This is a genomic window from Actinosynnema sp. NPDC004786, assembly GCF_053601135.1.
Genome location: NZ_JBSGBG010000020.1, coordinates 75,010 through 96,280 on the forward strand (window position 1 = coordinate 75,010; position 21,271 = coordinate 96,280).

22 protein-coding genes are annotated in these 21,271 nt (G+C 72.3%); 12 read left to right on the plus strand and 10 right to left on the minus strand.

Features of this window, described 5'->3' with window-relative positions:
* Positions 1–2 precede the first annotated feature (2 nt).
* On the plus strand, positions 3–467 hold the full coding sequence (locus ACWEFJ_RS19795) for a hypothetical protein (RefSeq protein WP_378085351.1): 465 nt from the start codon (positions 3–5) through the stop codon (positions 465–467).
* A gap of 3 nt (positions 468–470) precedes the next feature.
* On the opposite strand, the gene ACWEFJ_RS19800 is transcribed toward ACWEFJ_RS19795, so the two are convergent.
* Positions 471–1,358 (minus strand): EamA family transporter, encoded by an 888-nt coding sequence (locus tag ACWEFJ_RS19800; RefSeq protein WP_378085408.1) that lies wholly within the window; start codon positions 1,356–1,358, stop codon positions 471–473.
* Between the two features lie 159 nt (positions 1,359–1,517).
* Between ACWEFJ_RS19800 and ACWEFJ_RS19805 the strand changes: the two genes are divergently transcribed.
* Complete coding sequence (locus ACWEFJ_RS19805) at positions 1,518–3,035, plus strand: alpha/beta hydrolase (RefSeq protein WP_449714609.1); 1,518 nt, start codon at positions 1,518–1,520, stop codon at positions 3,033–3,035.
* Between the two features lie 1,208 nt (positions 3,036–4,243).
* On the opposite strand, the gene ACWEFJ_RS19810 is transcribed toward ACWEFJ_RS19805, so the two are convergent.
* The 7 genes from ACWEFJ_RS19810 to ligD form a co-directional block, all read right to left on the minus strand.
* A complete protein-coding gene (locus tag ACWEFJ_RS19810; RefSeq protein WP_449714610.1) occupies positions 4,244–4,948 on the minus strand; it encodes a DUF6319 family protein in 705 nt (234 codons plus the stop codon).
* A gap of 51 nt (positions 4,949–4,999) precedes the next feature.
* A complete protein-coding gene (locus ACWEFJ_RS19815; RefSeq protein ID WP_449714611.1) occupies positions 5,000–5,605 on the minus strand; it encodes a DUF2238 domain-containing protein in 606 nt (201 codons plus the stop codon).
* An 87-nt stretch (positions 5,606–5,692) separates the two neighbouring features.
* Entirely contained in the window at positions 5,693–6,628 is a 936-nt protein-coding gene (locus ACWEFJ_RS19820; RefSeq protein ID WP_378085343.1) for a DUF1996 domain-containing protein, read from the minus strand.
* A gap of 37 nt (positions 6,629–6,665) precedes the next feature.
* Positions 6,666–9,446: a glycosyl hydrolase gene (locus ACWEFJ_RS19825; protein ID WP_449714612.1), complete on the minus strand. Its 2,781-nt coding sequence runs from the start codon at positions 9,444–9,446 to the stop codon at positions 6,666–6,668.
* Between the two features lie 118 nt (positions 9,447–9,564).
* A complete protein-coding gene (locus tag ACWEFJ_RS19830; RefSeq protein WP_378085339.1) occupies positions 9,565–9,762 on the minus strand; it encodes a hypothetical protein in 198 nt (65 codons plus the stop codon).
* A 185-nt stretch (positions 9,763–9,947) separates the two neighbouring features.
* A complete protein-coding gene (locus ACWEFJ_RS19835; RefSeq protein WP_449714613.1) occupies positions 9,948–10,115 on the minus strand; it encodes a hypothetical protein in 168 nt (55 codons plus the stop codon).
* A 170-nt stretch (positions 10,116–10,285) separates the two neighbouring features.
* Positions 10,286–11,278: a non-homologous end-joining DNA ligase gene (ligD, locus tag ACWEFJ_RS19840; RefSeq protein ID WP_378085335.1), complete on the minus strand. Its 993-nt coding sequence runs from the start codon at positions 11,276–11,278 to the stop codon at positions 10,286–10,288.
* A gap of 217 nt (positions 11,279–11,495) precedes the next feature.
* On the opposite strand from ligD, the gene ACWEFJ_RS19845 reads away from it, so the two are divergent.
* From ACWEFJ_RS19845 to ACWEFJ_RS19860, 4 genes are read left to right on the plus strand one after another with little or no spacing between them, the layout of a single operon-like run.
* A complete protein-coding gene (locus ACWEFJ_RS19845) occupies positions 11,496–11,957 on the plus strand; it encodes a hypothetical protein (RefSeq protein WP_449714614.1) in 462 nt (153 codons plus the stop codon).
* Positions 11,954–12,520 carry a DUF3558 domain-containing protein gene (locus tag ACWEFJ_RS19850; protein WP_449714615.1) on the plus strand — a complete coding sequence of 189 codons (567 nt, stop codon included), beginning with the start codon at positions 11,954–11,956 and terminating at the stop codon, positions 12,518–12,520. The genes ACWEFJ_RS19845 and ACWEFJ_RS19850 overlap by 4 nt, the downstream gene beginning before the upstream one ends.
* Positions 12,521–12,538: 18 nt before the next feature.
* Entirely contained in the window at positions 12,539–13,768 is a 1,230-nt protein-coding gene (locus ACWEFJ_RS19855) for a hypothetical protein (protein WP_449714616.1), read from the plus strand.
* On the plus strand, positions 13,765–14,478 hold the full coding sequence (locus ACWEFJ_RS19860) for an ESX secretion-associated protein EspG (protein WP_449714617.1): 714 nt from the start codon (positions 13,765–13,767) through the stop codon (positions 14,476–14,478). Before ACWEFJ_RS19855 ends, ACWEFJ_RS19860 begins: the two co-directional genes overlap by 4 nt.
* On the opposite strand, the gene ACWEFJ_RS19865 is transcribed toward ACWEFJ_RS19860, so the two are convergent.
* Complete coding sequence (locus ACWEFJ_RS19865) at positions 14,447–15,061, minus strand: TetR family transcriptional regulator (protein WP_378085325.1); 615 nt, start codon at positions 15,059–15,061, stop codon at positions 14,447–14,449. The genes ACWEFJ_RS19860 and ACWEFJ_RS19865 overlap by 32 nt on opposite strands.
* Positions 15,062–15,138: 77 nt before the next feature.
* Here ACWEFJ_RS19865 and ACWEFJ_RS19870 point away from each other — a divergent pair, with 77 nt between their 5' ends.
* Both ACWEFJ_RS19870 and ACWEFJ_RS19875 read left to right on the plus strand, forming a co-directional pair.
* Entirely contained in the window at positions 15,139–16,290 is a 1,152-nt protein-coding gene (locus tag ACWEFJ_RS19870) for an acyl-CoA dehydrogenase family protein (protein WP_449714618.1), read from the plus strand.
* A 23-nt stretch (positions 16,291–16,313) separates the two neighbouring features.
* Positions 16,314–17,483: an acyl-CoA dehydrogenase family protein gene (locus ACWEFJ_RS19875; protein WP_449714619.1), complete on the plus strand. Its 1,170-nt coding sequence runs from the start codon at positions 16,314–16,316 to the stop codon at positions 17,481–17,483.
* 66 nt (positions 17,484–17,549) lie between these two features.
* Here ACWEFJ_RS19875 and ACWEFJ_RS19880 read toward each other — a convergent pair whose 3' ends face one another.
* A complete protein-coding gene (locus tag ACWEFJ_RS19880) occupies positions 17,550–18,194 on the minus strand; it encodes a GntR family transcriptional regulator (RefSeq protein WP_378085319.1) in 645 nt (214 codons plus the stop codon).
* 72 nt (positions 18,195–18,266) lie between these two features.
* Between ACWEFJ_RS19880 and ACWEFJ_RS19885 the strand changes: the two genes are divergently transcribed.
* From ACWEFJ_RS19885 to ACWEFJ_RS19900, 4 genes are all read left to right on the plus strand, one after another.
* Positions 18,267–19,211, plus strand: coding sequence for an asparaginase (locus tag ACWEFJ_RS19885; protein ID WP_449714620.1), 945 nt, complete (start codon positions 18,267–18,269; stop codon positions 19,209–19,211).
* A 50-nt stretch (positions 19,212–19,261) separates the two neighbouring features.
* Positions 19,262–19,576 (plus strand): hypothetical protein, encoded by a 315-nt coding sequence (locus tag ACWEFJ_RS19890; protein ID WP_449714621.1) that lies wholly within the window; start codon positions 19,262–19,264, stop codon positions 19,574–19,576.
* 47 nt (positions 19,577–19,623) lie between these two features.
* Complete coding sequence (gene msrB / locus ACWEFJ_RS19895; protein WP_378085313.1) at positions 19,624–20,061, plus strand: peptide-methionine (R)-S-oxide reductase MsrB; 438 nt, start codon at positions 19,624–19,626, stop codon at positions 20,059–20,061.
* A 288-nt stretch (positions 20,062–20,349) separates the two neighbouring features.
* Entirely contained in the window at positions 20,350–21,213 is an 864-nt protein-coding gene (locus ACWEFJ_RS19900) for a TIGR04222 domain-containing membrane protein (RefSeq protein WP_449714622.1), read from the plus strand.
* The last annotated feature ends 58 nt before the right edge of the window (positions 21,214–21,271 follow it).

A 21,271-nucleotide genomic window follows, 5' to 3' on the forward strand; every position in this document is an offset into this window, starting at 1 on the left:
CTGTGGCTGAAGTGGCTGAGGTCGACGTCCTGGTCCGGGAACTCGACGACCGCATGCGGCAGGACTGCCGCCGGCTGTCGATGTGGCGCGTGGTGCACCGCTCCACGGGGCTGTTCTACACCGTCGTGCTGATCTTCGTGCCCGCCGTGCTCGCGGTGGGCTTCACGTCGTCGGAGACACCGCTGGGCAAGGTGCTGCTGCTCACCGCGGCCGTCGTCGGCGGGTTGAACGTGACGTTCCGGCCCTACCTGCACAGCCTGAAGCGGCGCAGCGCGGTGAACACCATGCGGCGGCTGCGCGACGAGTTCCGCGCCGACGTGGCCGCCGCCGTCGAGGGCGAGGTGCTGGCCGTCTACCGCAGGTACTCGGCCGCCTACGCGACGCTCTTCGAGCAGCGCGGCGGCGAGCTGGTGGACGGGCGGCTCAGCGCCGACGAACCGCCGGCCGACCGCGCCGCCAAGCCCTAGCGCTCACACCTCCGGTTTCCCGGTCCGGGTGGCCCCGACCGACGCGAGCACCACGCAGAACACCGCCGCCCACTGCGCCGGGTGCAGCGCCTCGCGCAGCAGCACCAGCCCGGCCAGCGCCGCGACCGCGGGCTCCAGGCTCATCAGGATGCCGAACACGCGCGGCGGGATGCTGCGCAGCGCCTCCAGCTCCAGCGAGTACGGGATCACCGACGACAACAGCGCCACCGCGCCGCCCGCGATCAGCACCGCCGGGTCGAGCAGCACCGCGCCCGCCTCGGCCACGCCGAACGGCAGCGCGACCAGCGCGCCCACCACCATCGCGAGCGCCAGGCCCTTGCCGTCGGACGTGCGGCTGCCCAGCGCCGCGGTCAGCAGGATGTAGCCCGCCCAGCACACCGCCGCGCCCAGCGCGAACAGCACGCCCGGCAGCGCCAGGCCGCCGTCCACCCTGGTCAGCAGCAGCACGCCGGCCGCCGCGAGCAGCGCCCACACCCCGTCCAGCCAGCGCCGCGACCCCAGCACGGCCACCGCCAGCGGCCCGAGGAACTCGATCGTGACCGCCGCGCCCAGCGGGATGTGCTTGATCGCCTGGTAGAAGCTCAGGTTCATCGCGCCGAGCACCAGCCCGTAGCCGAGGACCACCGCGTACGTCCGCCGGTCCAGGCGCAGCGACGGGCGCCACACCACCACCAGGACGACGGCGGCCAGCACGAGCCGCAGCGTGACCGTGCCCGCGGCCCCCGCGAGGGTGAACAACTGCTTCGCCACCGCCGCGCCGACCTGCACGCTGATCACGCCCAGCAGCACCAGCGCGGGTGGGGGGATCGCGCCGAACGCCCTGGCGGCGAGCGCGACCGGCGCGGAACGGCGGAGCCTGCGTTCGGGGATGCCCTCGACGTGCACGGTGACCACGCCGACATCCTCCCCCAGCCCGCTCACCGAAGTCTCACCTGGACTGTGTGAGGCTCTGCACCAACCCATCGGGAGACCAACGCCGTGGGAGAGAGCGAGGGGAACGCCGTGCCGCGTCGGCGTCACGCCACTTGGATGCTGGTGGCCCTGAGCGCGCTGGCCGCGTGCAGCGCGGGTCCGTCGACCCGCCCGGTGATCGCCGTGCACGGCGACGGCGGCGAGCCGTCGGTCGCCGCCACCCCCTCCGGTCCCCGCGACGTGCCGCCGTTGGAGAGCTACGAGACGCCCGGCCTGTCGTGGTCGACGTGCACCGATTCCGCGCGGGCGCGGATGCGCGGCGCCGCGCCGGCGGGCGACTGGGAGTACGAGTGCGCGCGGCTGACCGTGCGGCTGGACGTGCCGAGCCGGCCGGGGCGGGGCAGCCTGGGGATGTCGTTGCTGCGCGTGGGCACCGGCGGCAGCCCGTTGGTGGTGGTCGGCGAGGCCGGTGGCGAGCCGGGCACGGTGAAGGCGGCGCGGCTGGCGGCGAGCCTGCCCCCGTCGGTGCTGAGCACGTTCACGCTGATCGGCGTGGACCGGCGGGGCACGGGCGAGTCGGACCCGGTGCAGTGCGTGCCGGACGCGGCGCGGGTCGGGATCGTGGAGGCCGACCCGGGCGCGGAGTCGCACGAGGAGCTGGCCGACGCGTACACGCTGGCCAGCCGCGAGTGCGTGCTCGACCTGGAGAACCGGTTGCCGGCGGTGGACTCGTGGCGGGCGTCGGCGGACCTGGAGCAGTTGCGCGAGGCGTTGGGCGTGCCGCACCTGAACGCGATCGGGATCGGCGAGGGCGCGCGGGTGCTGACCCTGTACGCGAGCCGGTTCCCGGACCGCATCGGGCGGATGGTGTTCGACGGCGCGCCGGACCCGACGTTGGACGTGGCGGCGGTGGCGGAGACGCGGGCGGTGGCGGCCGAGGAGGCGTTCTCGGCGTTCCAGAAGGACTGCGTGATCCGCGCGTGCCCGCTCGGGGCGGGGGCGACGGACCGGTACCGGGCGCTGGTGGAGTCGTTGCGGGACCGGCCGTTGCGCGGGGCGGTGTTCGACGTGACGCCGGGGACGGCGGCGGAGGCGGTGCTGGCGGGGTTGGCCGACCGGAACCGGTGGCCGGCGCTGGCGGAGGCGATCGTGGCCGCGGAGGGCGGCGACGGCGCCAAGCTGGCCGCCTTCGTCGAGCCGCTGCTGGTCGGGCGGGAGGACGACCCGGCGCGCCTGGACGCGGGGCTCATCACCGGCTGCAACGACACGACGACCCGCATCCCACCCGAGCGGGTGACCGGGATGACGGAGGACTGGCGCACCAAGCACCCGCTGTTCGGCGCGTACTTCGCGCGCCAACTGCTGGCGTGCGGCCCCTTCCCCGTGCCGCAGGCGGTGAAGGCCCCGAAGCTGACGAGCGCGCCGCCGATGCTCGTGCTGACGACGGCGTCCGACCCCGTCACGCCTCGGGAGGGCGGTGAGCGGGCGGCGCAGGCGCTGCCGGCGGGGGTCGTGGTGGCGTGGCAGGGTGGGGGGCACGGCGCGCTCGGCCAGTCGGCGTGCGCGACGAAGGCGGCGGAGGAGTTCTTGGTGAGTGCGAAGGTGCCGACCAACGGCACCTCGTGCCCGCCGTGATGTCCAGGTTGCCCGCTTTGCCGGGTGTGTCCACACACGATCGGGTGATCATGGCCCGAAAATGTACGGAAACACTGTTACCACACCTCGGTTGAAAACCAGCGGAGCCCTCGACCACCCCCGACCGCCCGCACCCCGTCCGCCGCCCCGGACAGCCGGCACTCGACAGCCGGCCGGACCGTCCGGCCGACGGCACCCTCGCCCCGACCGCCAGCCCTCGGCCCGCGACCGGCCGCGTCGGGACTGGACGCGTCGGGAGGGGATCCGGTTCGGAGCCGACGCGTCACGCGGCCGCGTCGGAGGCACGGCACCGCGTCGGCGGCGGCGGCGGTAGTGGTGCGGGCAGGGCGAGTCGCTGCGGCCGTGGCCGTGGCGCGTGGCGGGGTCCGGCAAGGCGGGGCTGCGGCGGCTTGGCGCGGGAGGTCGCGGTCGGGATGGGGGCCGGTCGGCGGCGAATGGGCCAGGCGTGGATTGCGACGCGGCGCGCCGTGACGGCAAGGCATCCGGTTGTCGTGACGGCGCGTGGATCAGGTCGGCGCGGACCGGGATGCGTTGCGGTGGCGGGATTGTGTGGCGGGGTGGGGGCAGGGCGGCCGCACGATCAGGACGGCGGGGGTGGTGAAGGGGGTGCGGGGGTGTGATGCCCGGACCCCGGCTCGCTGGGGCGGCCGGGGTCGGGGGTTGCGGGATTGGCGGGATGGGTCAGCAGCTCGAGCAGCAGCCGCAGCCGGGGCCGGTGCAGCCGGTGCAGCAGCCGCAGCTGCCGAGCTGGGCTTGCTCCGCTGTCGTGATCTCAACAACCATCTTTGCCTCCGCGGCGTCGAGCGAGTTCGTGCGACCGAAGGTATTTCGCCCCCACGGTCCGCCCCTACCGCCGGCCAGGGGAAGTACCCTCACCCGATCGCGGAACGGCAATCATCAAGACGTTGCAATACGTGTTCTCGCCTGGTCAGCGACCGGTCCGCGCGCGGTTCGCGCGCGGTTCGCCCACGGCCGGCGTCGACAGCCCGCGCACGGCAGACCAACGGCCGATCAACGGCCGGCCGCAGCCCGCCAAGAGCCGGCCAACAGCCCGCCAAAACCCCACCAGGCCGGCCGGCAGCCCGCGCACGGCCGACCAACAGTCGGCCAGGCCGGCAACCCGCGCAGGGCGATCGACAGCGCACCGATGGCCGGCCGACGGTCGGCGGCAGTCCGCTCGCGGTCGGTCAGCCCGTCAGCTCGTCCAAGGCCCGCTGCGCCGCCTCCAACTCGGCCCGCAGCTGCTCGACCCGCGCCAGGTGCCGTTCCCGCGCCGCGCTGAGCACGCTCTCCACCGCCTCGTCCACCTCCGCCGGCAACAGCTTCGCCGCCTGCGCCACGGCCGACGCCGCCACCGGCGCGGCCTTCAGCGTGCGCTTGGACCCCCACTGCACGTCGACCGTCCACTCGCCGTCCGCGGACGACGCGAGGGTCACCGTCACCTCCGCCGGCTTGGCCTGCTTGCGCGGAGCCGGTTTGCGCTCAGCCGAAGCGGGCGCAGGAGCCGAAGCGGACGCCGGAGCCGGTGCGGGCTTCGGCTTCGGCGGAGCGGGCGCGGGGCCGGGCGTGTAGATGTGCTCGACGGGAGCGGGAGCGGGCGCGGGCGGGGCGGGAGTCGGGGCGGGGGCCGGGGTGCGCTTGCGCGGCGCGGGCTTCTCCACCGTCAGCTCGGCCGGCGAGAACGACAAGTCGTCCTTGTCCCCCGTCGGCCGCACCTGGATGAAGTCGCCCTCGGCGGGCTCGGTGAACGCCACCACCTTCCCCGAACGCCCGGCTTCCACCCCGACCGCGGCGGAGGTGAACCAGACCGCGGCCGGCCGCCCCGCGGCCAGTTCCGCGCGCAGGTGGTCGATGTCCTCCGCGGACAACGAGTTCTGCTTGGCCTTCGCCATCTCCTACCTCCACGACACCGCTCGCACAAGATCCGTCGGGTGCAGCTTGCCCTATCGCACCGACAATTCCGCGAGCTGCCGGTCGTGCGCCCGCCCGAGCGCCCATTGCGCGACGACCGAGCCGACCAGCGCGAGCAGCATGTCCCAGTGCGTGTCCCACACGTCCCCTTGCGTGCCGAGGAAATCGGTCGCCGACTCGCCGCCGACCACCGCGCCCGCCCACTCGACGAACTCGTAGCCGGCGCTGATCGCCAGGCACGTCGCCGACACGAGGAAGAACGTCCACCGGCCCGGCCGCAGCGGCGTGCGGCGCAGCAGGACCTCCCGCACCAGCACCGCGGGCACGAACCCCTGCACGAAGTGCGCGAACCGGTCGTAGTGGTTGCGGTCGGTCCACGGCAGCTCGCCCAGCGGCACCTCGGCGTAGGTGTAGTGGCCGCCGAGCGCGAGCACCAGCGCGTGCCCGAAGATCAGCCAGTAGGCGAGCCGGGTCAGCGGGAAGCGGCGGCGGGTCCAGGCCAGCAGCGGCAGGGCGATCAGGATCGGCGCGACCTCCAGCAGCCACGTGACGTGGCTCTTGGGCCGGATGGCCGACACCGCGACCGCCACCACGACCAGTGCGGCGAGCGCGACCGGCAGGCGGTCCCCGGGTTTCACCCCGCGCATCCTGCCACCGGCGGCACGTCGCGCGCATCCGTCCACTGTGGACGGGCGGCGGGAGCGAGGGCCCCGCCGCCCGCCGGTCTAGATCGGGTTGCCGTTGGTGCCGCAGATGCGTCCCGCGTTGACGCAGTTCCGCACCCGTCGTTCGAGCTCGGTCTGGTCCCACGCGTTGACGAAGTCACCGTGGAAGGTGTACCCCGGCGCGTTGGTGACGTTGACCCCGTTCACCGTCCCGCCCAGCGACAGCCCGCCGCCGTTGACCGGGTAGGTGATCAGGAACTCCAGCCGCGGCAGGACCACGGGGTGCGTGGACGGGCAGGAGCCGGCCCAGAACACGATGTGGTCCTTGTGGTTGGGGCTGTCCAGGTCCCGGCCGTTCCAGCAGGTCGGGAAGTCGAGGTAGGTCTCCAGCTTGGTGCCCGCCGGGCAGTTCATGAAGTCCCGGCTGGAGGGCGACTGCGTGGTGCACGACCACCGCGCGGACGGGTTCTGGTCCGGGCTGGTGGCCCGGGCGTTGCCGACGACGTACCTCATGTTGGGCGGGTGGGCGACGGCGCGTTGCATGTCGTGGATGCCCTGGTAGTACACGGTGACGCTCTCCGGCGCGACCGGCTGCCCGTTCTTGTAGAGCGTGGGCACCCAGTAGGCGGACAGGTCGACCACCGGGTCGCACGTGGTGCCCGCCGCCTTGAGCGACGTGTACGTGGACGACGCGTTGGTCGACCGGTTGCCGAAGAACTCGTGCACGTGCGACGCGCCGGTCTGGTTGGGGTAGATGATCGGGTCGTCGCCGGACCGGTGGCTCGCGCGGCAGTTCGCGCGGAACTCCGACGCGGCCTGGATGCCGGCCTGACCCTCGATGGCCGCGGCCTGGCGCGCGTCCGGTGCGGCCGGGTGGTTGTCGTGGTTCACCAGGGGGCCCGCGCCCGCCGGCTGGTAGGCGATCACCGACCCGAGCAGGGCCAGTGCCAGCGCGACGGACGCGGCGCCGAGGACACCTCTCATTCTCGCGTTCATCCGATCTCCTCCGGTGGAGCGGGATGCGGCGGCAGGTCTAGGAGCCGAACGTGATCCAGTTGACGTTGACGAAGTCGGCCGGCTGGCCGCTGGTGAAGGTCAGGTAGACGTCGTGCCTGCCGGTCAGGCCGGTGACGTTGGCGGGCACGGTGCGCCAGCTCTGCCAGCCGCCGGTGTTGGCGATGGCGAAGCTGCCGACGGGCGCGGCGGTGGGGCTGCCGACCCGGACCTCGACCAGGCCGCTCACGCCGCCCGCCGCGCCGCTGGCGACGCGGGCGACGAACTGGCGGGCGGTGCGGCTGCCGAAGTCGACGCCGCGGTAGAGCGCCCAGTCGCCGTTGGCGAGGCCGGCGATGTTCTGGCCGCCGCCGGTGTCGGTGGTCGTCTCCTTGAACACGCCGTTGTGCTGGTCGTAGGACTCGGCCTGGATGGTGCCGAACGCGTCCCGGCTGACCGGCGGGGCGGTCGTGGTGGTGGTGGTGGTCGTCGTTGTGGTCGTCGTGGTGGTGGACGTGGTCGTGGTGGTGGACGTCGGGTTCACGCCGCCGGAGCCGGAGTCGACGCCGGTGCCGGCCGGGCCGCGCCACGCGGTGGACGACGCCGGCACGGACAGCGTCTGCCCGTCGGAGAACGTGACGGTGGCGGTCGTCGTCCCGGGGTTGTAGGCGACGTAGGTGCGGGCGCCGTTCTTGCTCAGCACGGCGTGCGTCGGCACGTTCGCGGTGACGGAGGTGTCCGGCGTGCCGTAGGTGTTCAGCGACGTGATCCAGTGGTAGGCGTGCGCGCGGGAGTCGCCGGCCTCGGGTTCCAGGCCCGAGCCGTACTGCGACAGCGCCTGCGCCGGGTCGGCGAGCGCCAGGAACTGGGTGATGATGTCCTTCCACTCCACCTCGGCGCCGCCGTTGTTGGCGCGCAGCTCCGCGATGTTCTGCAGGATGTCGGCCTTGTAGTCGGCGTGGTAGAGCGAGCCGCCGGTGATCGGCAGCATGTTGATGCCGTGGATCTCCTCGGGGTTCGCCGTCCACCACGTGCTGTAGCTCGCGCCCGCGCCCCACACCATGCCGACCGTGCCGTGCTGGTAGGAGGCGGGGAAGACGGCGTCGTCCTTGTCGAACCAGTACTGCGCGATCGCGGTCTCCTGCGTGGTGTGCAGGTAGATGCCCGCGTCGCGCAGCGCGGTGTCGCCGGTGGCCTGGCCGAACAGCACGGCGGCGGTGGCGAACATCATCGCCTCGGACGAGGACTCCTCGTTGTTGCCGTGCGCGAACCCGGCGTGCCCGGACGCCCAGCCGTGGCCCGCGTAGGCGTCGAAGTTGCGCAGGAACGGGAAGCGGGTCTCGGCGCGGTCGTAGTTGTTGGCGTCCTTGACCAGCAGCTTGACCATGCCGCCGTAGCGGGAGTCCGACGCCCACGTCGGGTCGTGCTGCGCGAGGACGGCGGCGGCGAGCACGTAGTAGCCGTAGTGGAAGTGGTGGTCGTTCAGCTCGGCGTCGGTGCCGTAGGCGGCGCGGTAGCCGATCAGCGTGCCCCAGGTGGCGTCGTAGGCGAAGTGCCGGTCGGTCTCGCCGGGGGTCGCGGTGAGCCAGTCGGTGAGCCGGTCGCGGACCAGGCCGAGCAGCCGGTCGCGGCCCTCGGTGTAGCCGATCTGGTTGGCCACGCGGGCCAGCGCGGCCAGCCGCCACAGCGCCTTGCCGGTCCAGTAGGTGTCGCCCGCGCCCTTCCACGGGTCGGCCGCGTTCAGCTCCTGGTCGATCTCGGCGCGCAGCCGGTTCCGGTCGGCCGCCGAGGACAGCGGCAGCGCGGGCAGGACGCCGTTGAACGTGCTGCGGGTGGTGAACGACGCGCCCTCGCGCAACCGCATCTCGCCGCGGGGCGAGGGGTAGCGGTAGCCGGTGACGGCGTCGGAGGAGTTGAGCCACTGGTGCCGGTAGAGGGCCTGGAGGGTGCCGGTCTGGGTGCCCTGGCGGGCCGTGGTCGTGGCCGTGTAGGTGGCGGTGAGCTGGGCGTTCGCCGCGTTGTAGGTCCAGCTGACCTTGGTGTCGGTGACGAACGAGAACGCGTAGCGCTGGAACAGGGGCAGCGCGTCGCGGCTCGGCAGCACGGCGACGGAGAAGAAGGCGGCCGCGGAGGTGGCCTCGGCGGTGCCGACGAGGTTCCAGGTGCTCGGCGAGAACAGCGCGTAGTCGCGGCCGTTGACGGTGACGCCGAGCGTGGTGCCGGTGTTGCTCCAGATCGTGGTGGCCCCGTTGAAGCCGACGCGGGCCGCGCCGCCGCCGGCCTCGGCGTAGACGTAGGGCAAGCCGTGGCCGATGGTGGTGCGCAGGGTGCGCGTGCCGTCCGTCCACAGTGGCGTGACGGTCCAGTCGGACCAGCCGTCGACCTGGGTGCGCGGCGCGTTCAGGCCGCTGACGCCGACGAACAGGTCGTCGGTGTGCATGAACTCGTAGAACCGGCCGTCCGGGGTGATGGTGGGGCTGGTCGGGTGGCCGACGCCGAGGCCCTGGGCCGCCGCGTGGAAGGTCAGCGGGTGGGCGTACATGTTCTCGGAGTACGGGTTGCCGGGATAGCGCTGGAAGGCCAGGGACGACCACCAGTCGTTGGTCGGGACCGGCCGGCCGGCCATCCGGGCGGTGACCTTCGGCGACACGGCGGAGCCGTTCGCGTCGGACGGGCCGACCGCGCCCGCCGGGCGGGTGGTGGCGTAGCTGCCGGCGCCGACCGTGACGGCGCCGGCCGTCGCGGGCAGGGCGAGGGGGATGACGGCGGCCGCGGCCACGGCGACCGCCAGGGCCGCCAGGTGGGGGCGGGGTGAACGCACAGGGACCTCCAGCAGGGCTCACAACCTTGTGAGAGCGCTCTCACGCGCTTCAAACGGTAAACCGCTGGTGAGGGGCGTGTCTACGGTCGCGGGCTTCTGACTGTGTCAAGAAGCGGCGTCAGTCCTCGACGCGGAGCCGGTACTCGCAGCCGTACTCGACCGCGTACTGGAGGTCGTAGTGGTGCACGATCTTGGGGCCGCCGTGCAGGTGGACGTGGGTGACGGTCTGCTTCGGGCCCTCGGGCGGCCTGGCGTGCGAGTCGACCCGGCCGTCGAGGGGACCGCCGACGAACCGCACCACGTACGCCTGGGTCATCGGCTGCCTCCCTGTTCTCCGGCGTTGCCCCCATGGTACGAGAGGAGGAGCCGGATCGCGGCCGAAGCGGCGTCGGAAACAACCGGTTGGCGCAGGGCTCCGACCGTTCCAGCCGCAGGTGGGAGCGGTCGTGGGGCACGCGAGGACCTCCGCGCCGGGAGGCCCTCCCGTTCCGCGGGATCGGCTCAACGGCCGCCTTCCGGGGTCTCGTCCGGTTCGTCGTCGGAGCGCAGCGCCGTGTCCGCGTCCAACCCGGCGTCGCTCAACACCGTCCAGACGGCGTGCGCGACGGCCGTGTAGTCGTGCGCGGACACGTCCGCCGGCAGTACCACCTCGATGCGTCGGTCGCTCATGCGGCCCACCCTGCTCCGCCGCCGTGGGCCAGGCGATACGCCCGTCCGTGCGGTCGGGACCGGTGGTCCGGGTCGTGGTGCGCGCAACCTGCGCGTCCACGGCGTCGCGCGCGCACCCGCGGGGCGGGCCCACGGCCGGAGCACCACACGGACGGATGAACCCGGGCGGGTCAGTTCCGTTTCCGCGACGGCTGCACGCGGGGCGGCTCGCCGGGCATCTTGGGGTAGTCCGGCGGGTACGGCATCTCGCCCCGGTCGTCGGCCGCGTACCACTCCAGCAGCTCCTCGATGCCGAACGCCTCGTCGTCCAGGGAGGCGTGCGGGTCGCCGTGCTCGGCCAGGTAGGCCGGGACGGTGAGGACGTCGAAGTCGTCCGGGTCCACTGTGGACAGGCGATCCCACGTGACGGGGGTCGAGACGGTGGCGCGCGGCGTGCCGCGGACCGACCAGGCGGACGCGATCGTGCGGTCGCGGGCGGCCTGGTTGAAGTCGAGGAAGACGCGCTCGCCGCGCTCCTCCTTCCACCAGGACGTGGTGGCCTTGTCCGGCACGCGCCGTTCCACCTCGCGCGCCAACGCGATCACGGCGTGCCGCACGTCCACGAAGTCCCACTCGGGCCGGATGCGCACCGCCACGTGGACGCCCCGGCCGCCGGACGTCTTCGGGTAGCCGGTGAGGCCCAGCTCCCCCAGCACCTCGCGGAGCACCATCGCCACGTCCACCGCGTCCCGGAAGCCGGTGCCGGGCTGCGGGTCGAGGTCGACGCGCAACTCGTCCGGCCGATCGGTGTCCGCCCGCCGGACGGGCCAGGGGTGGAAGTCGAAGGTGCCGAGGTTCGCCGCCCACGCCAGCACGGCGGGCTCGGTGGGGCAGACCTCGTCCGCGGGACGGCCGGAGGGGAACTTGACGCGCGCCGTTTCGACCCACTCGGGAGCGCCCTTGGGCAGGCGCTTCTGGTAGAAGGCTTCGCCGGTCACGCCGTCGACGTACCGCTTCAGGGTCGTCGGGCGGTCGCGGAGGACGCGGAGCAGGGGTTCGGCGACGGCCAGGTAGTACTCCACCACCTGGATCTTCGTGATCCCACGCTCGGGGAAGTAGACCTTGCCCGGGTTCGACACCCGCACCACGCGTTCACCGACGGTCAGTTCCACAGCCTGGGCCATACGGGTGAGCCTAACAACGACCAGGCGTTCGTACCGGGCGCGGACGTCACCAACCGTGGCGATTCAATGCGAGAAATCATCACGTGAATGAAGCACGAAAACTGCGGGTGACAGGTACACCATTTGGATGACGTGGGACCAGTGGTCCACACCTACCATGGTACTGCGCTACAGTCCTTGATCGACATGCGAGGCGCGCCAGGGAGGGGTATGCCCTGTGGTCGAGGACGGTAGCGCACCGATCGACAACATCCACGTCACCGCATCGGAGAGCACAAACGAGGACATCAGGACCGACTGGCTGTCCGACGGCGTCCGCCAAGTCGCCGAAGCCGTTACCGCAGTGGTTACCGCCCGCGCCAAAGGGGTGTCGATAGACACCCGCGATATCAATGCCATGATCTCCACGTTGACAGCCATGCAAGAACAACTCGCCAAAGCCGGCTACAACGCCAGCTTCGTCGCGACCGACACTCCCCTGGGAGGCGGATATGCGGAACACATCGGCAGAAGCAACCGCGAAATGGGCCGGCGAGCACTTGAGGATGTCATCCCACAACTAACCCAGAGGATGGACGAACTGAAGGCGGAACTCGACCGGAGCCGAGCGTCGTACAAGAACGTGGACGCCACGGCCGAGGATACGGCCGCGAATATCGCAAGGGGCATCCCGTCATGAACCGCTCACTCACCCGCCTCACGATCGTCTGCGCAGTCGGAACGGCATTGGTTGCCGCCGCATGCGGCACCGACACCGTGGGTTCACCGCAGCCTGCGGCGACGATGTCCGGGACCTCGACTCCGCTGCCATCCACTTCCGCGAGCACCTCCGAGAACGCGGCACTGGCGGCCCTGGATCCCTGTGACCTGCTCACTCCGGCAGACGTCGGACAACTGGGCCTCAGGTATCCGGGTGAGGCGGAAGAGGTAGGCGGAGCCAACACGTGTCGTTGGCTCAAGGGCGCGGACGGGGGCGCAGCTGCGGGAATCCGGGCCGATCAGGGCATCGATGACCTCAACTATGAAGGCGACAAAGTTACGCCGACACATGTGGGAAAGTACCCCGCCACCCTCGTGGAAGCACCTCTCAATGCGAAGTACATGTGCCATGTCGTCATCTCCGTTTCGACGTCTTCGACGGTGCAGGTCATCGGTACCGTCAAGGCGAACTCAACCGACACGGCAGCGGCGTGCAGTCGAGCGACTCAAGCGGCCGAGTTGATCGCCCCCAAGCTTCCCTGACCACCAAGAGGGGTACCCGTGAACTCGAAGTCGACGCCGCCTGCACCCGATATTCGCTACGAGGCCGCTTCACATGAAGCGTTGGTCGACCTTGCGAAGGCCAATCTGGACACCGTGAAGGCCAATCGCATCGTGAGCAACTGGGCGGACATCGGCAAGACCCTGGGCGAACTCGCGGAAGCATTCTCCGGTATAGTAAGGCGCTCGACGGAGCAGTGGACCGGGGAAGCAGGCGAGAAGGCCAGGGCAGCGTTGCTGAAGGTCGGCCGGTTCTGCGACATGGCGAGCAGCCAGTTCACCCGAACCAGCGAGACAATATCCGCACAGACGGAAATCGCCGGCGAAGCCGCGCTACGGATGCCCCCGGTAGTGAAACCGACGCCGGAAGAAGTCTATTACTCCATGGTCGGCACTGGAGACGTCATCAGTATCGTGGCGGCACCGCGGTTCTACGCGGCCCAGTACGCCAAGTCGCTCGAGGCGAAGGCCCAGGCCGTCGATGTCCTGTACGCGCGGGACAACGCCCTGCACTCCGCGGCGCTCGGCATGCCGCAACTCGATGAGCCGCCCAAGGTCACGCGGGAACAGGATGTGGTCACCGGCGACTCGCAGCCCTCGTCCGTGTCCACCCGGTCGGTGGACTCGAACGTGCGGATCGGGAACGTCGGTGGCACCGGTACCGCTACGGCAGCGACGACGCAGGTCCCCGGGCCCACGGTGGTTGGCGGTAGCGATGGCACGACGCGGGCATCCTGGACCGCCCCGTCCACCACGCCACCGCCGTTGACGCCTCCGTCCCCCGGCTACCACCAGCCGCCGGTCACGCCGCCGGGATTGCCGCCCGCGATGATGCCGCCCGGACGCAGGCCCGCGACCGGCCCGGTCGTCCCGCCGCGCGGTGTCACGCCACCCGGTGGTGGGTCGCCCGTCGGTGGAGGCAGGGGTGGTCGGCCGGGTGTGCCCGGTGGTTTCCCGGCAGCGGGAGGCGGTGGCGCAGGTGCGCCGGGTGGGCCGGGAGTGCCGGGAGGCGCGCAGCGGGCCGGTGGGTTCGGGCCCGCCGGGAGCGGGGCGTTCGGGTCCTCGGGCGGTCAGGGGCGGGTCGCGCCCGGGATGGCGCCCGTCGGGGCGGCGGCGCCCGCCGGCACGGCCGGTGCGGAGGACCAGGAGCACCAGACGAAGTACCTCATCCCCACCGACGAGTACTTCGACGACACGCGCATGGTCGCGCCGGAGACCATCGGCGAATGAGACGGGTCGCCGCACTCCCCCTGCCCGCCTTCGACATCCTCTGGGACGACCTCGACGCGGGCCCCGTCCCCTACCCCTTCGACCTGCCCTCCCCCGGCTCGACCTTCGACGAGCGGCGGAGGGTGCGGCAGGACGTGTACGCCGAGTTGGACCGCCGGGGGCTCGCCCGGCGCGGCCGGCCCGAGGCCGATCTCGAGGACGCCCTGCGCCTGCTGCACCGCCCGGTCACCCGGATCACCGTGCTGGGCATGCCGGACGTCCACGCCGACACCATGCTGCGGGCCGTCGTCGTGGCGCGCGGCGCCTATGCGGTCCGGGCCGTGCAGGAGGACGGGTTCGTGCTGCTGGACGTGGTGCCCGGCCCCGTGGAGGGGGCGGTCGGGGTCGTGCCGCCCCTGCGGGCCGGACCGGGCAGGCCCGTGACGGTGGCGGCGAAGGACCTCGCGCCCGACGACGAGCCGCAGGGCTTCACGCGGGCCGTCCGGCGGACCGGCAACCCGGACGTCCGGGCCGTGCGGGAGATGCTGGCGGGTCCCGTGACGGGCACCGGGCACTTCGCCGTGGACGGCTCCGAGCAGCCGATCACCTGGATCGACACGCCGCGCGGGCGGTACGCGACGACGGGCTCCGACTGGATCACCGTCGCGCCCGCGGACGCCGCCGACCTGGCCTCCCGGCTCAGCCGCGCGCTCGCGCCCCCAGCCCGGTGACGAACGCGTCCAGGGCCAGCTCGAAGCTGTCGTGGTCCAGCTCGCGGGCCACGGACGGCAGCAGGTGGGCCTTGTCCAGGTTCGGGTAGCGGTCCCGGTAGAACGACTGGTCCTCGGTGAACCCGCTGGAGAACGAGCTCAGCGCCGCGCCGAACACCAGGTACATCAGCGACGCGGCGATCATCGTCGCCTCGCGTCGCGTCCAGCCGGACGCGACGAGCCCGCCGTGCACGACGTCGAGCCGGCGCAGCGACGCCTCGCGGTGCGCCGGCCCGTACGCCAGGAACGGCACGATGTTGGGGTGGGCGGCCAGGGCCGCCCGGTAGGAGCGGGCGCAGCTGCGCAGGCCGTGCCGCCAGTCGCCGCCCTCGAACCCGGACACGTCGACGCGTTCCAGGATCTCCGCCGCCACCTCGTGCAGCAGGTCGTCCTTGGTGCTCACGTGCCCGTACAGCGAGGCCGCCTGAACGCCCAGCTCAGCGGCGAGTTTGCGCATCGACAGGCCGTCCAGGCCGTCGCGGTCGATGATGTGCAGTGCGGCGGTCCGGATGCGCGAGGCACTCAGGATCGGGCTCCTCGGCATGTCGGCTCCCCTTGCCTGTGGTCGATTCCGCGCCTAGGTTAGATAACCTAACACCGTTCGGTTAGGAGGGCACCCCGGTGGATCTGCGCATCTCCGACGAACACCGGCAGCTCAAGGAGCTGGCACACCGGTTCACCGAGGAGCGCATCGTCCCGCACGCCGCGCGCTGGGACCGGGACGAGGCGATCGACCGCGACCTGGTGCCCGCCCTGGGCGAGGTGGGCTTCCTCGGCCTGGGCGTCGCCGAGGAGCACGGCGGCTCCGGCGGCGACCACCTGGCCTACTGCCTCGTGCTGGAGGAGATCGCGCGGGGCGACTCGGCCGTGCGCGGCATCGTCTCGGTCTCGCTCGGCCTGGTCGGCAAGACCATCGCCAAGCACGGCACGGAGGAGCAGAAGCGGCGCTGGCTGCCCGGCTTGTGCGCGGGCCGCGAGCTGGGCTGCTTCGGCCTCACCGAACCCGGCACGGGCTCCGACGCCGCGTCGCTCGCGACCCGGGCCGTCCGGGACGGCGGCGACTGGCTGATCACCGGCCGCAAGGTGTTCATCACCAACGGGACGTGGGCCGACGTGGCGTTGGTCTTCGCCCGGACCGGCGGTCCCGGGCCCCAGGGGATCACCGCGTTCCTGGTGCCGACCGACCTGCCCGGCTTCACCGCCACCGAGATCCGCGGCAAGCTCGGCATGCGCGGCCAGGCCACGGCCGAGCTGGCGCTCGACGGCGTGAGGGTGCCCGACGCGTGCCGCCTCGGCGAGGAGGGCGCGGGCTTCAGGCTGGCCATGCAGGCCCTCGACCGCGGCCGGATGTCGGTGGCCGCCGGGTGCGTCGGCGCGGCCCGCGGCGCGCTGGAGGCCGCGGTCGGGTACGCGAAGCAGCGGGAGCAGTTCGGCCGGCCCATCGCCGGGTTCCAGCTCGTGCAGGAGCTGCTGGCGGACATGGCGGTGGAGACCGACGCGGCCCGCCTGCTGACGTGGCGGTGCGCGGACCTCGCCGACCGGGGCGAGCCGTTCGGCACGGAGGCGTCCATGGCGAAGCTGTACGCCAGCGAGGCGGCCGTGCGCGTGGCCAACAACGCCATCCAGGTCTTCGGCGGGTACGGCTACGTCGACGAGTACCCCGTCGGCAAGTACCTGCGCGACACCCGCGTCACGACCCTCTACGAGGGCACCAGCCAGATCCAGAAGTTGCTCATCGGCCGGGCGCTGACCGGCGTCAACGCGTTCGCGTAGAGGGTAGAGGGAGGACGGACGGCATGGACTTCGCGCTGGACGAGGAGCAGAAGGAGATCCGCGACTGGGTGCGGACCTTCGTGCGCAGGGAGGTGGCGCCGCTGGAGCCGGAGGTGCTGCGCCGCGAGCGCCTCGGGCAACCCGGCCTGACCCGGGACGAGCTGAAGGAGTTGCAGGACAAGGCGAAGGCGGCCGGGTTCTTCGGCGTGCTCACGCCGCAGGAGTACGGCGGCATGGGGCTCGGCGCGGTGATGACGGCGCTGCTGGAGGCGGAGCTGGGCCGCACGTTCGTGCCGTTCCGGTTCGGCGGGTACGCCGACAACATCCTGTTCCACGCCAACGAGGAGCAGAAGCAGCGCTACCTGCTGCCCACGATCTCCGGCGAGCGCGTGTCCTGCTTCGCGATCACCGAGCCGGGCGCGGGGTCGGACGCCAAGGCGATCCGGACGTCCGCGGTGAAGGACGGCAAGGACTGGGTGATCAACGGCGAGAAGACGTTCATCACGCAGGGCAACGAGGCGGACTTCGTGATGGTGTTCGCCGTGACGGACAAGGAGAAGGGCGCGGACGGCGGCGTCACGTGCTTCCTGGTCGACCGGGACATGGGCTGGAAGTCCGAGCCGATCCAGACCATGGGCCAGTGGGGTCCGGCGGCGCTGGTGTTCGACAACGTGCGGGTGCCCGAGGAGAACGTGCTCGGCGAGGTCGGCAAGGGCTTCCACCTGGCCATGCAGTGGATCGGCCAGGGCCGCTACCTGCTGCCCGCGCGGGCGATCGGCTCGTGCGAGCGGCTCGTGGAGATGGCGATCGAGCAGGCAAACAACCGGGTCACGTTCGGCCGGCCGATCGCGGAGTACCAGGCCATCCAGTGGATGATCGCGGACTCGGCGGTGGAGATCGAGGCGTTGCGCTGGCTCGTGCTGCACGCCGCGTGGCTGGTCGACCAGGGCGCGGACTCGCGGCAGGCGCAGAGCATGGCGAAGCTGTACGGCGGCATCAAGGCGAACGAGATCGTGGACCGGGTGCTGCAGGTCCACGGCGGCATGGGCTACACGCGCGAGCTGCCCATCGAGCGCTGGTACCGGGAGCTGCGGCTGCTGCGGATCTACGAGGGCACGGACGAGATCCAGCGCCGCACCATCGCCCGCAACCTGCTCAAGGGCCACGCGAAGGTCACCGGGTCGCTGGGCTGACGGCGGGTCGTGTCGCGGGCGGTCGCGGCCGCCCGCGACCTCGGCTCACGACCTTCGCGCGCGCGGTCAGCCGAGGCTGGTGAGCATCTGGGCGCACACGCGGGCCAGGTGCTTGCGCATCACGTCGGCCGCGCGGGTCGGGTCGGCGGCGGCGACGGCCGCGACCAGGGCGTCGTGGTCGTCCAGCGACGCGTGCTGGTGCGGCGGGTCGTCGCGCAGCCCGCTGCGCAGCAGCACCACCCGCTGCTGCGCCAGCCGCACCTGCTCGGCGATCCGGGGACTGCGCGCCGCGTCCAGCAACGCCTGGTGGAACGCCAGGTCGAGCCGGTACGGGAAGCGCTCGCCCGCCGAGTACGCCCGCCGCGACTCCTCGCACACCGCGCGCAGCCGCACCACGTCGGCCTCCGTGCGCCGGGACGCCGCCAGCTCCGCCGCCGCGCACTCCAGCGCGGTCCGCAGCTCGAACAGGGCCCGCACGTCGTCGGCGTCGGCCGTCGGCACGGACGCGCCCCGGTGCGGGGCCAGCACCAGCAGGCCCTCCGAGGCGAGGTGCCGGATGGCCTCGCGCAGCGGACCGCGCGAGATGCCCAGCCGCTGGGCCAGCTCCACCTCGTTGACCCGCGTGCCCGGCGGGATGTCGCCGGTCAGCACCAGCTCGCGGAGCACGTCCACGGCCTGACCGGCCAAGCTCAAGTGCACGGGAGGTGTCACGAACGTCTCCTAGCGCGAGAAGTCCTCGCAATGTTAACTGTCGACAGTTGGCAGAGCACGGTGGAGGGACGCATGGCACACGAACTGGTCGCCGAGGTGTGGCGCGGCGCGTTCCTGGAGTCGGTGCACCACGGCTCGGTGATCGCCCTGGACCGGACGGGGCGCGAGGTGCTCGCCGTGGGCCGCCCGCACGACACCACCTACCCGCGCTCGTCCAACAAGCCGGTGCAGGCGCTGGCCATGCTGCGCCACGGCCTCGACCTGGACGGCGAGCTGCTGGCCCTGGCCTGCGCGAGCCATTCCGGCGAGGACTTCCACGTCGACGGCGTGCACCGCATCCTCCGCGCGCACGGCCTGGACGAGACCGCGTTGCAGTGCACCCCGGACCTGCCGATCGGCGAGGACGCGCTGCGGGCGCACCTGCGGGCGGGCCGGGCCAAGGCCCCGCAGTACATGAACTGCTCCGGCAAGCACGCCGCCATGCTGGCGACCTGCGTCGTCAACGGCTGGTCGACGCACGACTACCTCGACCCGGGCCACCCGCTCCAGCGGGCCGTCCGCGAGACGCTGGAGGAGCTGGCCGGCGAGCGCATCGGCGCGGAGGGCGTGGACGGCTGCGGCGCGCCGCTGTTCGGCATCAGCCTCGCCGGGCTGGCCAGGGCGTTCGGCACGCTGGCGGGCGCGGCGGGCGGCCCGGAGCGGCGGATCGCGGAGGCGATGAACCGCCACCCGGAGTGGGTCGGCGGCACCGACCGGGACGTCACCAAGCTCATGCGCGCGATCCCGGGCGCGGTGGCCAAGGACGGCGCGGAAGGCGTCTACGCGATCGGCCTGCCCACCGGCGAGGCCGTGGCGTGCAAGATCGCGGACGGCTCCAGCCGGGCCAGGGCGGTGGTCGTGGTGGCGGCGCTGCGCAAGCTGGGCGTGGACGCGCCGGACGAGCTGGCCACGGTCCCCGTGCTGGGCCACGGCCGACCGGTGGGCGCGGTCCGGCCGTCACCCGCCCTGGTGAGCTGAGGCCGAGTTGACCCGGCCGGCGGCTTGAATCGCCCGATACGCTGGGGCCCATGGCCAGCGCCAGAGCCGCCGACGCGCCGGATGACCGCCCGCGGAACAGCATCGAGGACGAGCTGATCGGGCTCGACCCCGACGACCCCGAGACCAGGGCGTTCGCCGAGCACCTGGGGCGGATGCAGCAGCAGCCGCCGAGCTTCACCGTCGAGGGCACCGTCGCGGGCGTCGGGCAGTTCGCGGACTCGGCGAACCGGGCGGGCGGGCTGCGCCGGCTGGTCGCGGTCGTCGTGGTGGGGCTGATCCTGCTGGGTGTGCTGATCAGCGTCTGGTACTACCTGGGCACGCTCGTCTGGGTCTTCTTCTCCTGAGGTTCCGCCCGCCTCCGGGCCCGCGCCGGGTCGTCTACCGTGGAGGCATGGAACCTGTCGTCGGCGCCACCCCGAAGGTGGTCCACTCCGAGGCGGAGTGGCGGGAGATGCTGACCCCGAAGGAGTACGCGGTGCTGCGCGACGCGGGCACCGAGCCCGCCTGGACGGGCGAGTACACGGACACCAAGACCGAGGGCCTCTACACGTGCCGCGCGTGCGGCGCGGAGCTGTTCCGCAGCGAGACCAAGTTCGACTCGCACTGCGGCTGGCCGTCGTTCTTCTCGCCCCTGGCCGGTGACGCGGTGATCCTGCGCGAGGACCGCAGCCACGGGATGGTCCGGACGGAGGTGCTGTGCGCGACGTGCCACAGCCATCTGGGGCACGTGTTCGAGGGCGAGGGCTACGACACCCCGACGGATCAGCGCTACTGCATCAACTCGGTGAGCTTGCGTCTGGTCGAAAGCACCCGCGGTCCAGCAGACTGAAGGCGCTACGCCGAACGACGATGCCGTATCGACACTGGGAGGGATCATGCGCATCTTCAAGGGCACCGACGGTGAGGGCTCCGGGGGCGTGGACGGCGCTTCGTCCTCCTGACGTCCGCGGATCCTCCTGACGTCCGACGGTCCTCCCGACCTGCGCCGGGAGGACCCCTGAAACCGGCCGGAACCCTAAGGCTTGCTCAAGCACCCTTGCCGGGGTGTGGCCCGGCGCACACGATTGCCTCCTAGTCGGTGGACGCTGTTTCCACCGGGGGCCACAGGGGGTGGACCGTGGAGCGACCGTGGGGGTTGTCCGGACCGGAGTTCCTGGAGCTGTACTGGATCGCGCTGGCGTTGTCGCTGGCCTTCGCGGTCTTCGTCCGAGTGCGCCTGCGGTGGACGCGGTCCGGCGTCCCCGCAGGCGCACTCGACCTGATCGACCTCGCCTACCTGGCCGGCGGACCGCGACGGGCCGTCGAGGCGTCCGTGGCCAGGCTGATCGACTCGGGCACGCTCGTGCCCGCGCGCAACGGCTCGGTGCGGCTGGCCGGTTCCGCGGTCGCCGACCACCCGGTCGACCAGGCCGTGCTGGCCGACGCGACGCGCTACCGCTACCGGACGTTGACGCTGCTCATCACGTCGGTGTCGGAGCAGGACGCGCCGCGCGCGGTCGGTCGTCGTCTGTCCGAAATGGACTACCTGGTGCCGCCGGAGGCGGCTCGGCGGTGGACGCGGGTGGCGGTCGCGCCGATGGTGCTGCTGTTCGCGGTCGGGGTCGTGCGGTGGGTGAACGGGCTGGTGATCGGCGCGCCCGTGGGGTGGTTGACGTTGCAGCTGGTGCTGACCGGCGTGCTGGTGCTCGCGCTGGTGAAGGTGAAGGTGTTGGCGCGCACCGCGAAGGGGCGTGCGGCGGTGGCGGGGGCGCGGGCGAGGAGCGGTTCCGCGTCGGCCGCCGAACTGGTCGCCCTCAACGGGTTCGGCGGGCACCCGGACGGCGCGTTGCGGGCGGCGGTGCGGCCGCGCACCCGTGCGGCGACCGGCGGGGCTCTCGCGGCGGGGACGTACACGGCGGCGAGTTGCGGCGGTGGGAGCAGTTGCTCCGGCGGTGGTTCGTCGTGCGGCGGGGGCGGCGGTTGCGGCGGGGGCGGGGGCTGACGGGCCGGGTTCTCCCGTCGCTCTCGTCCTCCCGGTTGGCGCTCTTGGGGCTCTTGCC

What these genes read in the sequence shown, in the direction of transcription:
- ACWEFJ_RS19805 (WP_449714609.1), top strand. Translation starts at nt 1,518, where the DNA reads ATGCTGGTGGCCCTGAGCGCGCTGGCCGCGTGCAGCGCGGGTCCGTCG.
- ACWEFJ_RS19850 (WP_449714615.1), top strand. Translation starts at nt 11,954, where the DNA reads ATGAACCGCTCACTCACCCGCCTCACGATCGTCTGCGCAGTCGGAACG.
- msrB (WP_378085313.1), top strand. Translation starts at nt 19,624, where the DNA reads ATGGAACCTGTCGTCGGCGCCACCCCGAAGGTGGTCCACTCCGAGGCG.
- ACWEFJ_RS19865 (WP_378085325.1), bottom strand. Translation starts at nt 15,061, where the DNA reads ATGCCGAGGAGCCCGATCCTGAGTGCCTCGCGCATCCGGACCGCCGCA.
- ACWEFJ_RS19830 (WP_378085339.1), bottom strand. Translation starts at nt 9,762, where the DNA reads ATGACCCAGGCGTACGTGGTGCGGTTCGTCGGCGGTCCCCTCGACGGC.
- ACWEFJ_RS19810 (WP_449714610.1), bottom strand. Translation starts at nt 4,948, where the DNA reads ATGGCGAAGGCCAAGCAGAACTCGTTGTCCGCGGAGGACATCGACCAC.
- ACWEFJ_RS19820 (WP_378085343.1), bottom strand. Translation starts at nt 6,628, where the DNA reads ATGAACGCGAGAATGAGAGGTGTCCTCGGCGCCGCGTCCGTCGCGCTG.
- ACWEFJ_RS19890 (WP_449714621.1), top strand. Translation starts at nt 19,262, where the DNA reads ATGGCCAGCGCCAGAGCCGCCGACGCGCCGGATGACCGCCCGCGGAAC.
- ACWEFJ_RS19860 (WP_449714617.1), top strand. Translation starts at nt 13,765, where the DNA reads ATGAGACGGGTCGCCGCACTCCCCCTGCCCGCCTTCGACATCCTCTGG.
- ACWEFJ_RS19875 (WP_449714619.1), top strand. Translation starts at nt 16,314, where the DNA reads ATGGACTTCGCGCTGGACGAGGAGCAGAAGGAGATCCGCGACTGGGTG.
- ACWEFJ_RS19835 (WP_449714613.1), bottom strand. Translation starts at nt 10,115, where the DNA reads ATGAGCGACCGACGCATCGAGGTGGTACTGCCGGCGGACGTGTCCGCG.
- ACWEFJ_RS19885 (WP_449714620.1), top strand. Translation starts at nt 18,267, where the DNA reads ATGGCACACGAACTGGTCGCCGAGGTGTGGCGCGGCGCGTTCCTGGAG.
- ligD (WP_378085335.1), bottom strand. Translation starts at nt 11,278, where the DNA reads ATGGCCCAGGCTGTGGAACTGACCGTCGGTGAACGCGTGGTGCGGGTG.